The 11,539-nt window shown below is 45.0% G+C and carries 12 protein-coding genes; 6 read left to right on the top strand and 6 right to left on the bottom strand.

The window, feature by feature from the left end; genetic code table 11:
• Positions 1-72: 72 nt before the first annotated feature.
• The 5 genes from VF412_RS09035 to tsaA all read right to left on the bottom strand — a co-directional run bounded on the left by VF412_RS09035 (position 73) and on the right by tsaA (position 3,760).
• A complete protein-coding gene (locus VF412_RS09035) occupies positions 73-501 on the bottom strand; it encodes a hypothetical protein (protein ID WP_331338908.1) in 429 nt (142 codons plus the stop codon).
• Positions 502-629: 128 nt separating this feature from the next.
• The gene (locus VF412_RS09030; RefSeq protein WP_331338907.1) at positions 630-1,391 is read right to left on the bottom strand and encodes a hypothetical protein; all 762 of its coding nucleotides are present in this window, start codon (positions 1,389-1,391) and stop codon (positions 630-632) included.
• A gap of 7 nt (positions 1,392-1,398) precedes the next feature.
• Entirely contained in the window at positions 1,399-1,869 is a 471-nt protein-coding gene (locus VF412_RS09025) for a hypothetical protein (protein ID WP_331338906.1), read from the bottom strand.
• Between the two features lie 132 nt (positions 1,870-2,001).
• On the bottom strand, positions 2,002-2,988 hold the full coding sequence (locus VF412_RS09020; protein WP_331338905.1) for an isopenicillin N synthase family dioxygenase: 987 nt from the start codon (positions 2,986-2,988) through the stop codon (positions 2,002-2,004).
• 61 nt (positions 2,989-3,049) lie between these two features.
• Complete coding sequence (gene tsaA, locus VF412_RS09015; protein ID WP_331338904.1) at positions 3,050-3,760, bottom strand: tRNA (N6-threonylcarbamoyladenosine(37)-N6)-methyltransferase TrmO; 711 nt, start codon at positions 3,758-3,760, stop codon at positions 3,050-3,052.
• 119 nt (positions 3,761-3,879) lie between these two features.
• Between tsaA and VF412_RS09010 the strand changes: the two genes are divergently transcribed.
• Both VF412_RS09010 and VF412_RS09005 read left to right on the top strand, forming a co-directional pair.
• Positions 3,880-4,290, top strand: a complete 411-nt coding sequence (locus tag VF412_RS09010) for a hypothetical protein (protein WP_331338903.1) — start codon at positions 3,880-3,882, stop codon at positions 4,288-4,290.
• 171 nt (positions 4,291-4,461) lie between these two features.
• Positions 4,462-6,048: a S8 family serine peptidase gene (locus VF412_RS09005; RefSeq protein ID WP_331338902.1), complete on the top strand. Its 1,587-nt coding sequence runs from the start codon at positions 4,462-4,464 to the stop codon at positions 6,046-6,048.
• Between the two features lie 143 nt (positions 6,049-6,191).
• Here VF412_RS09005 and VF412_RS09000 read toward each other — a convergent pair whose 3' ends face one another.
• The gene (locus VF412_RS09000; RefSeq protein WP_331338901.1) at positions 6,192-6,908 is read right to left on the bottom strand and encodes a Crp/Fnr family transcriptional regulator; all 717 of its coding nucleotides are present in this window, start codon (positions 6,906-6,908) and stop codon (positions 6,192-6,194) included.
• A gap of 258 nt (positions 6,909-7,166) precedes the next feature.
• On the opposite strand from VF412_RS09000, the gene VF412_RS08995 reads away from it, so the two are divergent.
• The 4 genes from VF412_RS08995 to VF412_RS08980 are packed head-to-tail and all read left to right on the top strand — an operon-like array spanning position 7,167 to position 11,532.
• Complete coding sequence (locus tag VF412_RS08995; RefSeq protein WP_331338900.1) at positions 7,167-8,147, top strand: BMP family ABC transporter substrate-binding protein; 981 nt, start codon at positions 7,167-7,169, stop codon at positions 8,145-8,147.
• Between the two features lie 6 nt (positions 8,148-8,153).
• Positions 8,154-9,629: an ABC transporter ATP-binding protein gene (locus tag VF412_RS08990; RefSeq protein ID WP_331338899.1), complete on the top strand. Its 1,476-nt coding sequence runs from the start codon at positions 8,154-8,156 to the stop codon at positions 9,627-9,629.
• The gene (locus tag VF412_RS08985; RefSeq protein ID WP_331338898.1) at positions 9,629-10,657 is read left to right on the top strand and encodes an ABC transporter permease; all 1,029 of its coding nucleotides are present in this window, start codon (positions 9,629-9,631) and stop codon (positions 10,655-10,657) included. The genes VF412_RS08990 and VF412_RS08985 overlap by 1 nt, the downstream gene beginning before the upstream one ends.
• Positions 10,657-11,532, top strand: a complete 876-nt coding sequence (locus VF412_RS08980; protein WP_331338897.1) for an ABC transporter permease — start codon at positions 10,657-10,659, stop codon at positions 11,530-11,532. Before VF412_RS08985 ends, VF412_RS08980 begins: the two co-directional genes overlap by 1 nt.
• Positions 11,533-11,539: the final 7 nt, after the last annotated feature.

Genomic DNA, 11,539 nt, shown 5'->3' with positions numbered 1-11,539 from the left:
TACAACAATCCTTTAGAAATAAAAAAGCCCCGTTTTAATGACGGGGCTTTTTTTAAGAACTACAAATTCTATCTAAGGAAAACGAGTCGAAGGTTTACTACTCAATTCAATTTTGCAGTGGGCACTGCCTTCGCCAGCTGAATTGTTGAGTGGGAAGTCCATTTCTAACGAGGCTTGATTTGAATCAAAGACAACATCCTGACCGGTCTTAAGATCGCCGTCGACATTCTTCATCAAAGTGAAGCCCATGGCGGTATCGCTCATTTGGCGAATCCAGATGACATAGCCATAATTGCCAATGACAAGGTTCTGATTTTGCGAATCATCTGGGGCATATACGACCGTCGTGTTAGGCTCAAAGTTTAAAGGCTCACCTTCAGCAGTCTTCAAAAACACATGATTTGTCTGACAGGTATAACGAGCCGAGATGTCCAACCATTTGACATCGGCACGGGCAACCCCGGTCCCCAACAAAAATGTTAAAGCCAATAAAGCCTTCATGCTTGATCCTCGTTTTGCAATCCATGGGACTTATTCAAGCCCCATGCCGCTATCAGATCAAACTAAAGGGCTTAATCCCCTTTTTTACTGTCACAAAGATTTTCATTGGCCTTTTTAAGGCAGTCACCCTACTGGCAAGAGCAACTGACGGAACCGCTATCGACACCTTGGCATTTAAACGTTTTACCGTCATGGGCCAGGCCGAAAGAATAAATTTTGCCGTTTCTTTCAACGACACTTAGATCATCACCGTTTTGATAGAAAACTTTTTTAGCTACAGACTTCGTCACAAGCTGACCATCACCTTCAAGACTTGAAATTAAACTATCAGAAGGATTCACGGACTGTTCTTTAGTAAGAGGCAATTCTTTTTGAGTACCATTTGCCTGAAGCACATAGTATTTCACTGTGCGCACAGATTCCGTATTTGAATTCGCAGAGTTCTGTACAAAGATACGACGAATTTCACCGCTATTGGTTTTAATATCCGTCGCAGACCAATCATCACTTGTTGTCACAATATCACCCAAATCCGGAGCGATGATTGTATTCAATGTCTCAAAGTTCATATCATCACTTTGAGTAAAAGGTCCCAATTTCATATTCAAACACACTGACATGTCTTTGAAGTTCTTTTGCAACGCTTCGAAACGATGCGGGTCTTCCATTTTAGTAGGAAGAAAACCATTTGCATCCGGAGTCTGAGAAGGAGAAGGCGCTGGAGCTTCATTCAAATTCGCCGATGGAGTTGGCGTCGTGCTCACCGCCGGATTTGGAAGATCCGGTGGGAAATCTTGAACCTTCTGCTTACTGCCACCGAAGTAGCAGTAAGAAATCACAAGAAGAACGGCAACGATGACAGCCAAAATGATGATATTTTTTTTGTTCATCTAATAACTATTGGCTAATCTGCACCGCTACGTCAATGGCATCGGTCTGCGTTGAGACCTGAACAAATCGAAAGCGAGTATTATACAGCTCTAAATATTCGGCTAGGTGCTGACAATCTGGACCTTTGAGCGTGATATACATCAAATAGTTAGGAAGACCGGGGCGATATTCAAATTGCCACTGCGTCACTTGATTACAAGCTTCCGCCAATTCTGGCATATCCACTGGAACGACTTGAACTGTTTTAGCCGTTGAAAAATCAACGTTTTTATCCGACAAAGCCGGGTCAATAAAACTAGGGACAAGTCCCATGCGAACAATGGCTTCCTGAGTGTTCGGATTCCAAGTCACTGATTTTTCTATTTCGTGGTTATCCCCGACTTTATTAACACTGAACTTCATTGCAAGATCGATGGCCATGGAATCTAAAGACCACAATCCGATCGCAACGGTAAAAAGAACCAACAAATATTTCATGAAATCCCCCCTCATGATCAATCCGCAAGTACCGATGTCTGTATAATAAAAAAACCACTTAAAATGCAAGAAGGGGAACTAACACAGCTCCCCTCCTTGAAGTCATTTCTAATTCGCTGACTTTTTTCGGTACTATTTCAATAGACCGATTTCGCGAAGACGTTGCATCAAGAAGTCCTGACCTGTGATATCTGCGTATTTTGCTCCAGTTCCCTTGCAAGAAGGAAGGCAGCTCAACATCGCTTGCGGGTGAGGGTGCATGAAGAACGGCATAGAGTAACGATGACCATTCGTACCATCTTGTGGATTGATCACACGATGTGTAGTCGAAGGCAGAACGTCGTTCGTCAAACGAGCCAACATATCACCCACATCAACGATCAATGTGTCTGGTTCAGAATCAACGTCCAACCAAGTGCCATCACGGTCCTTTAATTGAAGACCCGAAGCAGTTGCCGCAGGCAAGATTGTGATGAAGTTGATATCTTCGTGAGCCGCCGCACGCACGCAACGTGGGTCAACACCGTCAGGAATTGGTGGATAGTGAAGAAGACGAAGGATCGAGTTACCGTCTTTCGTCATGCGAGCGAAGAAATCTTTGTCCACCTCAAGAGGCATCGTCAATGCTTCAAGCATCACGTTACCCGCTTCTTCAAGGGCGTTGAAAAGTTTTACGAAGTGAGTTTGGAATTCAGGAAGCTCTTTTGTTGGCCAGATGTTTTCTGGGTAAACATTGCGAAGCTCGCTGTCAGCAGCAAGAACACGCCCCACGTGCCAGAACTCTTTCAAGTCCATCACTGGAGAATCTTTAGCGTGCTCTTTACCGAATGGAGTGTAACCACGTTGGAAACCTGCATTTGGGGAAATGTAAGACTCTTTAACAGCTGTCGGCAAAGAGTAGAATTTTTCAAGAATTTCGTAAGCTTTGTGAAGATCCGCAGCTTTTACGTTGTGATCTTTAAGAATGATGAATCCGTATTCTTTTAGACCTGTGAAAAGCTCATCAATGAATTTTGATTTTTCAGCTGATGAACCAGTTGTGTAACTCGCCAAGCTTAGTGTTGGCACCTTACGAAGAGTGCTGTTTTCAGAATGAGACGCAGTTTCCGTAGTTCTCATGATTTCCCCCTTTAATCGGTAAACCTATGTAACTTGTTGCTTCATTAAAAGGCAACTGCAACTAATTATGCGTAAAAAGAATATCGAAAACTCTCACCAGGGTGGGGTTTTCGAATGTGAAATGGACATCTCCATCAAATAAACGAACCGCATGATTGTTACGATAAGGGGAATCTTTTCCCTCCTCGTAGCCTCTATAAATCACGGGACGAGGATCTAATTTCAAGGTCTCTTCAATAATTTCCCGCAGTTCTTTATCTGGATTGCGCTTTTGCCAAGCCGTTAACACATTTTGTGCGTGGTCTGTAAATTCCACAACGATTGGATCTTTGACAACTTCAGAGGTCCACCCCGTGCGTGCTCCAGGAATTGATTCCACTTCTGGTAAATAAGGTTTGATATCTAAAATCGGAGTGCCATCAACCAGGTCCGCACCAGACACAACGATTCCGTCTTTTTCCACGCGCACAATTTCAACTAATGAAAGGCCGATAGGATTGGGACGATGTGGAGTTCTTGTTGCAAACAACCCCATGCTCTTTCCACCCAAGCGTGGAGGATGAACTTTCGCATGATAACGAGAGACTTTGTTTTGATGAAAAACCCAAATCAGCCACACATGGGAAAATCCTTCGAGCCCCTGCAGAGATTCTTCGGGCTGCAAATCGGCGCGAATCTTGAGTTTCGCCCAAGCCTTCTTAACCAACCCCGGCTGTCGCGGTGTCCCAAATTTATCCTTAAAACAACTCTCAATATACCCAATCGGTTCCATCAGGTACGCCGTACCTTTTTGCTATGCTTGGCGTCAAGGAGTTTCAAAATGCAGACGCTTTTCGAGTGACAAGAGGGCCCATTTGCAGAAAAAAAGAGCAAAACACTAGGAGGTTTTAAATGAAACACCTGATTCTTGTAGCGGCTCTTGCTTTGGGCGTAGCTGGTTCAGCTTTCGCGGGTGAGCTTGATAACGAAGCGTCTGTGATCAACCAATCTGCAATGAACAATGCAGTAGTTGTTCGCGTAGACAAACGTGACAACTCAACAGCGATTGCAACTGCATCTGCTAAAGTTGGAAACGAGATCCAAGCACAAGCTTTGGCGCAAACTGCTTCTTTCAGCCAAGTAGCACCTACGAACGTTCGTGGTGAGCTTGATAAAGACGGTGGCTCTTCAAGCTGGTACTTCTACAATGGTTACAATAGCTACTACAGCTATATGTACTGGTATGGTTCATGGTACCGTCCATGCTACACATACAGCTACGGTTACTACTCTTACTACTACTACTCAAATTTCTGGTGGTAGGCCCAATCGCTCGGTCGTGCTCGCACGATGGAGTGACTTTTGAAAGTGTGCTGCTCTGGAGTTTCTTTCGCAGCACACTTTAAGTTTCGCCGAAGACTTCTCTTCATCGACATAAAACTTCACCGGCGAAGCATTTGTGATTTTTGTTTTTTGGAAACACAAGGATACCTTATGAAGTTTTATGTTTCATTACTGCTAACCACTCTTATTTCTTTGCCTGGCTTTGCTTCGCCGTTCACAAATCTTGATACGCTGAAGTCAAACTTGGGATTCCAAAAATTCTATCAAGTGAAAAATCCTGGTCGCCGCTTGAAAGTGGCTGTCCTTGATAAAGGCTTTCTTGGCTATGAAAAAGAAATCGGCGTGAGTTTGCCTGCGAGCACTCGCTACGTACCGGGTCCTTTGGCGGCACCGGATGATGTGAAGACCGAACACGGGCTTCGCATGGCTCAGATTTTAACTTCGTTTATGACAGACGATATGCGCGCGGATCAGTGGGCGCCAGATCTGACTCTGTATAATGTTTTCGGATTTACGAATTTTAAGGCAGCGATCGACGATATCATCGCTCGCAAAGTGGATTTAGTTCTTTATTCTGAAGTATGGCAATACGGCGGCAATAACGACGGTACAGGTTTCATCAACGCAGAAGTATCTCGCGCGACTCGAGCAGGGGCCATCTGGGTTAATGCTGCTGGCAACTTCGGTCTTACAACTTACAACTCTGGCATTCAGACAATTCAAGATGATTGGGTAAAATTGCCAGATCAAAACAACGCGCTAGCCATCCGCTGCAACGACAATACAAACCATGTTTGTTACTTGCGCGCTGTTCTTGCCTGGAATGATTTTAAGAACGATTCAAACCTTGGCACGAACAAGGATTTGGATTTCGTTTTGACAGATGACGTTCTAAGTGTTGTTCAGACAGCGGGCTTAAAACAATCCACAGACATAAATGAAAATCGTCCCGGTTATTCAAAATATCCTCGAGAAATCATCGAGGCTCAGTTGAAGCCGGGTCTATACTTCTTGCGCGTGAAAGATCGTTCGCACAACTTTACGAAAAACGACTCACTTCGCATTTCTATTGAGGCAGATAATATCATCATGCCCTCGCACACAGCGAACGAAACGGTTTTGAATCCTGCCGACAATCCAACAGTCATCACGGTCGGCGCCAGTGATTTCCCTATGTCCTCAGTGTCCTTAGCGTTGAATAAGCCTGATGTATTTGCTCCTTCGAGATTACAATTGGCTGACGGAACGACTCCTTACGGAAGTTCTAATGCAGCGGCGATTGTCGCGGCTGGAGTAGGTATTCTGAAATCTCAGGAGCCAAAATTGAATCGCCAGCAAGTGCTGATGAAGATTCAAGGTGTGGGCTACTGGAACCAGATGGGACTTTCGCTGAACTTGCTTGAGTTCTTTCCAACCGGTCGTGGCTGTTTCATAGATATCGCCTTCCCAAATCCGCCAGCTTATTTACAGGATGCCTTCGCAAAAGGCGGCGTTCTGGTGGCGACAACCGTTGGAAATCGTATCATGGTACCGTTTGATCCAATTCAAATGACGTCGGGACTTCGTCGTAATTTGTTAAACGATATGATTGTAGCGCTTCCACAAGGCGGCTACGCGGTTTATCCTCGCCATGGTGTCATCCCACAGGGTGCTGCGGAGATCTTCCAACGCCCGGTCGAAGCGGGCCTTTGCCGTGTAAATCCAAATGCACCAGCAAAGTCATTTCAGTTACCGTAAGATTTTAAGAGTTCATTTGCCGAGCGGCATTTAAGTCTAAGAAATAAAAAACCACAGTTTTTAAGGCTGTGGTTTTTTATTTTGTTCACATCCCGACTTCGTCGGAGTGCAAACCAGTCGAGTTTGGAAAAAGAACCTAACAACTAGAAATTGCCGGATCTTCTCATCAAACCATCACGATTTTTGATAATGATCTCTTTGCCGTTCAAGTCGATCAGACCTTCATTTTTGAATTCAGTCAGATGACGAGACAAAGACTCATTGATTGTACTTGCAAGCTGAGCGAACTCGTTGCGAGTTAGTTTCAAATTCAATGAGATTCCATTTGGTGTTTGTACGCCGAACTTATCAGCCAACAAAACCAATTGGTAAGCAATACGCTCTTGAACAGAAGCCAAATAGTGAAGTTGGCTTGTGGTTTCAAAAGACTCGAGGTCATTCACAGCTTGGTTCAACAATAGTTTCACCAAAGGTGAAGCCTGCGCCATGGCAACTTGAATCAACTCACGTGGATACAACCACAAGACAGTCGATTTCACAGCTTTGGCGTGAGACTGTGACCCCACACCTTTCACCAAAGACTTGTACCCAAAGTACTCGCCTGGTGAAACCAGTTTAGTAACATACTCGTTTGTCGTCGTACGTCCACGGGCATGAGAACGATTAACAACAACTTTAACACATCCCGATTGAACGTAATAAAGGCCCTTCGGTGTGTCCCCTTCTTTGAAAATCATTTCCTCTTCTTTGAGGTGAATGACTTCGTAGGGAACATTCGAAGTATTTGGAATGGTTAGATTTTGATTGCTCATAAAACCAAGGGAGTTTACTCCGCCGTTGAGTATTGTCTGAGATTCCATACTCTTATCCTCCGCACTTTCTTCGTTGGGTTAAATGTTGAAGTCATCCTAAGCTGATATTATACAACCGCCTAATTGAAATTTCGACATAACTGACTTGTAACGGCCCTCGATTATCGCTCTGAAATGATTATGACTTGACTGACGAAAGTCAGTCCCCTAATTTGAGCCCGATCAAAAACTGAAATTTTTTGTGAAATCAAACGCTTAATTCGTGTGCATACTCACTTGTTAAGTGCTTACTAAGGGGCCCCAAAGATGGCTAAACGTATCCTTGCTACCCTGTTATTGTTGTTAACACACACAGTTGCGCTCGCAGCTCCAATTAAAGTTGGTCTGGTGCTCGATAAAGGTGGAAAAGACGACAAATCTTTTAACTCTGCAGCCTATGCCGGCGCTACCAAAGCTGAAAAAGATCTGAAAATTGAATTGAAATACGTTGAAGCGACTGACACGAATGCAATCGAAAATCTTCATCGTGCATTTGCTCGCAAAAATTTCGATTTGATCATCGGCATCGGCTTCGCTCAAAAAGAAGCCGTCCAAAAAGTGGCGGCACAGTTTCCTAAAGTAAAATTCGCCATCGTTGACGGAGAAGTTTCTGCTCCGAATGTTCGCTCTTTGATGTTCGCTGAACACGAAGGTTCGTTCCTTGTAGGTGCTTTGGCGGCAATGGCTTCTAAAACTCATTCGATCGGTTTTGTCGGCGGCATGGATATTCCGTTGATCCGTCGTTTTGAAATGGGATACGCAGCAGGTGCTAAGTACGTTGATCCAAAAATCAAAATCACTGACAACTACGTTGGCGTGACTGGCGAGGCTTGGAACAATCCTGCAAAATCTAAAGAACTTGCTTTATCACAATACTCAAATGGTGCTGATGTTGTGTTTGCATGTGCAGGCGCTTCTAACACAGGCGTGTTCGATGCAGCGGAAGACAAAAAGAAATTCGCCATTGGTGTTGATAGCAATCAGAACTGGATCAAGCCAGGTATCATCCTTACGAGCATGATGAAGGCAGTAGACGTTGCCGTTTATGATACAATCAAAGAAACCCAAGAAGGTAAATTTGCCGGCGGCATTGTTCAGTTCGGTCTGAAGAATAATGGCGTGAACTATACGGTGGATAAATACAACGAAAAATTGATCACTCCACAGATGAAGAAAAAGGTTGAAGAGATCAAAAAGAAAATCATTGCTGGTCAAATTCAAGTTCCTGATTACTACAAAAAGAAATAAGCGATCATGAGCACTACTCCTGCTGTCGAATTCCGAGGAATTTCAAAATACTTTGGCACTGTTCGCGCCAATTCGGATTTATCCTTCAAAGTGACAGCGGGAACCATCCACGGGATTGTCGGCGAAAACGGCGCTGGCAAATCCACGGCGATGAAAATTCTTTTTGGACTTTACAAGCCCGATGAGGGCGAAGTCCTTGTTCACGGAAAACCGGTTCACTTCCATTCCTCTATCGATGCTATGGCCCACAAGATCGGCATGGTCCACCAGCACTTTATGTTGGCCGAGCCGTTCACGGCTTTGGATAATATTCTTCTTCAACAAAAAGGTTCTGCATTTTCCGTTCTTCCGCGTGCAGAGCAAAAGGCTCGCTTGCATGAAATCGCTCAACGTTATGGTTTCGATATCAACCTGGATGCAAAGGTCGAAGATCTATCCGTTGGCGCGCAACAACGTATCGAGATTCTAAAAATTCTTTCTCAAGATTCTGAGATCTTGATCTTGGATGAACCAACAGCAGTTCTAACTCCCCAGGAGGTTCAAGATCTTTTCAAAAATCTTTTGCGTCTTAAAGAAGAAGGCAAAACGATTTTAATCATTACTCACAAACTGAAAGAAGTGATGGCCTTAACCGACGAAGTCACCGTCTTCCGTGCAGGCCAAGTGATCGCAAATAAAAAAACATCAGAGACATCTCCAGCAGACCTCGCCGAAATGATGGTGGGTCGTCGCTTGCAAAACCCGAAAGAGCGTTCAACAAAAGTGGACACTTCGAAAGAGGTTTTGAAAATTTCAAATTTATGCGCGGAACAAGGTAATCACAAAATTCATGATGTGTGTTTGAATGTCTATGCACGTGAAATCGTCGGAGTTGCCGGTGTTGAGGGAAATGGTCAGGACATCTTGATCCGTGCTTTACTTGATCGCCACGCTTTGGATAAAAAATCTTTCAGTGGTTCAATCGAAGTAAATGGCAAGGTCGGTTCTTTCCCTGAAGATCGTTTACGCTTTGGTGTTTTGCCTTCACGCCCTGTGTGGGAGAACTTCCTTTTGGGGCAACAAAAACTTTCGCGTTTTGCTCGCGGTATCTTTTTAAAAAAGAAGGATATCTTGAAAGCCACAAAAGAGGCGATGGAAGTTTACGACGTTCGTCCTCGCAATGAACTTCATTCTTTTGAAAAACTCTCTGGTGGTAATCAGCAGAAACTTGTTGTCGCACGCGCGCTTTCGCAAAGTCCTGATTTTGTGATCGCAGCTCAACCTACTCGCGGTGTCGACATCGGAGCTATCGAGTTTATTCACAACGAACTTCGCCGCTGTCGCGATGAGGGCTCTGGCATTCTTTTGATTTCTTCCGAGCTTGATGAATTGATGGCTCTTTCTGATCGTATTGCAGTTTTATACAAAGGACGCTTTGTGGCCGAGTTCACTCGCAGTCAGTTTGATGAAATCGCTTTGGGCGCAGCCATGGGAGGCGCTTAATGAGACGTCTTATTGGCTTTGCGCTTGGCTTGACTGTCGCTCTTCTTCTTACTTTCTTTGCCGGTGAAAATCCTTGGCACATCTTCATGGTTTTAATGAGGAGTGCGTTTGGCTCGATGTATGACTTCGGCTTGACGTTGTCTTACACGACTCCGTTAATTTTTTGCGGTCTTTCTGTGGCTATCGGCTTTCACGCAGGTCTTTTCAATATTGGCGCTGAAGGTCAGTTGACCATGGCAACATTAACGGCGGCAGCCGTCGGTGTGCTCTTCCCGAATATTCCCTTTCCTTTTGCTCCATTTATCGCCTTTATCGCTGCGATTGCAGTAGGTGGTTTGTGGGGATTTATTCCGGGCTGGCTTCGAGCGTATCGTGGCAGTCATGAAGTTATCATCACAATCATGATGAACTTTATCGCTGCGGGCCTGGCAAGCTGGTTTGCTTTAAGAATTATCCCAAATCCAAATTCACAAAATCCGGAAACAGCGATGGTGTCTGCGAACTACATGTTTAAAGACTATGATTTGATCGCGCGCCTGTTTCCAGATACTCCAGCGAATGCGTCGATTGGTTTCGCAATCGTTTTTGCAATCTTGATGTGGGTTTTCCTATGGAAAACAACTTGGGGTTTCCAATTGCGCGCCGTAGGTTCAAATCCAGAAGCGGCCCATCGTGGGGGCATCTCTGAAAAGAAAACTTTGATGATCGCTATGACTTTAGCGGGGGCCCTTGCCGGCTGTGTCGCTTTGTCTGAGGTGATGGGTAGCGCAGGTCAATACCGTGTCGGCTTCTCTCCAGATTACGGTTTTATCGGTATCGCGGTGGCGCTGCTTGCGAATAACAATCCGTTGGGAATTATCGTAGCAGCATTCTTGATGGGCGCTCTTCATAAAGGCGCTTCAGATCTTGATCTTGAAACTTCAACAATCACTCGTGACTTTTCTCACATTATCCAAGCCCTGATTATTTTAGGTGTAGCGGCGCAAGCGTATTGGGAATATCTTCGTTCAAAAAGGAGAAAGAGCTAATGGATTACGCTTTATTAGTCGTCACGTTGCTCTTTGCGACTTTGCGTTTGGCAACTCCGCTTATTTTTGCGTCCATGGGTGGTATGATGAGCGAACGATCTGGTGTCGTGAACGTCGCTCTTGAAAGTTTCATGTTGGTAGGTGCTTTCGTAGGCGCGGTGGCGGGACACTCTGCCTCCCATGCTTGGATTGGTTGGATTGCGGCAACTATTGCGGGTCTTGCAATCGGTGCGTTGTATGCGTTGTTTGTGATCGAACTTCGTGCGGATCAGATCGTGACTGGTATGGCTTTCAATCTTCTAGTGATGGGTGTGATTCCATTCATGACGAAGATTCTTTATAATTCCACAGGATCGACTCCGGCATTGCCTGCAGAAAGCCGTTTTACATTTGAGCCCCTCGCAATGGCTTTCCTTTTAGTGATCGCTTTAACTTGGTGGCTTCGCAAAACGCGCTCAGGTCTGTGGTTGTTATTTGCGGGCGAACATCCTGAAGCTTTGATGGCCAGCGGTGTAAGCGTTCGTAAGGTGCGTTGGATCGCAGTGACCCTAAGCGGAGCTTTCGCTGCCTGGGGTGGCGCAAGTCTTTCTTTGTATCTGGCTTCTTCTTACTCTCCGATGATGACAGGTGGTCGCGGCTTTATGGCTTTGGCAGCTTTGATCTTCGGTAAATGGAAACCGCTTCCTGCTTTTGCTGCTTGCTTGTTGTTTGCGTTTGCAGATGCCGTGCAAATCCGTCTGCAAGGCACACAAATCGGTGGCGTCGAAATCCCCGTTCAATTTGTTCAAATTTTGCCTTACATCGTTACCATCATTGCTTTGGCAGGATTCATCGGCGCAAGCCGTCCCCCAAAAGCATTAGGAAAAGAACTTTAAAGGAGTA

Origin of the sequence: Bdellovibrio sp. (assembly GCF_036384735.1) — a bacterium.
Lineage (GTDB): Bacteria > Bdellovibrionota > Bdellovibrionia > Bdellovibrionales > Bdellovibrionaceae > Bdellovibrio.
This window is presented reverse-complemented; position numbering and strand designations above follow the sequence as displayed.

Coding starts and splice junctions, on each gene's coding strand:
- VF412_RS09020 (WP_331338905.1), bottom strand. CDS start 2,988: ATGAGAACTACGGAAACTGCGTCTCATTCTGAAAACAGCACTCTTCGT.
- VF412_RS09025 (WP_331338906.1), bottom strand. CDS start 1,869: ATGAAATATTTGTTGGTTCTTTTTACCGTTGCGATCGGATTGTGGTCT.
- VF412_RS09005 (WP_331338902.1), top strand. CDS start 4,462: ATGAAGTTTTATGTTTCATTACTGCTAACCACTCTTATTTCTTTGCCT.
- VF412_RS09010 (WP_331338903.1), top strand. CDS start 3,880: ATGAAACACCTGATTCTTGTAGCGGCTCTTGCTTTGGGCGTAGCTGGT.
- tsaA (WP_331338904.1), bottom strand. CDS start 3,760: ATGGAACCGATTGGGTATATTGAGAGTTGTTTTAAGGATAAATTTGGG.
- VF412_RS08980 (WP_331338897.1), top strand. CDS start 10,657: ATGGATTACGCTTTATTAGTCGTCACGTTGCTCTTTGCGACTTTGCGT.
- VF412_RS08995 (WP_331338900.1), top strand. CDS start 7,167: ATGGCTAAACGTATCCTTGCTACCCTGTTATTGTTGTTAACACACACA.
- VF412_RS08985 (WP_331338898.1), top strand. CDS start 9,629: ATGAGACGTCTTATTGGCTTTGCGCTTGGCTTGACTGTCGCTCTTCTT.
- VF412_RS09035 (WP_331338908.1), bottom strand. CDS start 501: ATGAAGGCTTTATTGGCTTTAACATTTTTGTTGGGGACCGGGGTTGCC.
- VF412_RS09030 (WP_331338907.1), bottom strand. CDS start 1,391: ATGAACAAAAAAAATATCATCATTTTGGCTGTCATCGTTGCCGTTCTT.
- VF412_RS08990 (WP_331338899.1), top strand. CDS start 8,154: ATGAGCACTACTCCTGCTGTCGAATTCCGAGGAATTTCAAAATACTTT.
- VF412_RS09000 (WP_331338901.1), bottom strand. CDS start 6,908: ATGGAATCTCAGACAATACTCAACGGCGGAGTAAACTCCCTTGGTTTT.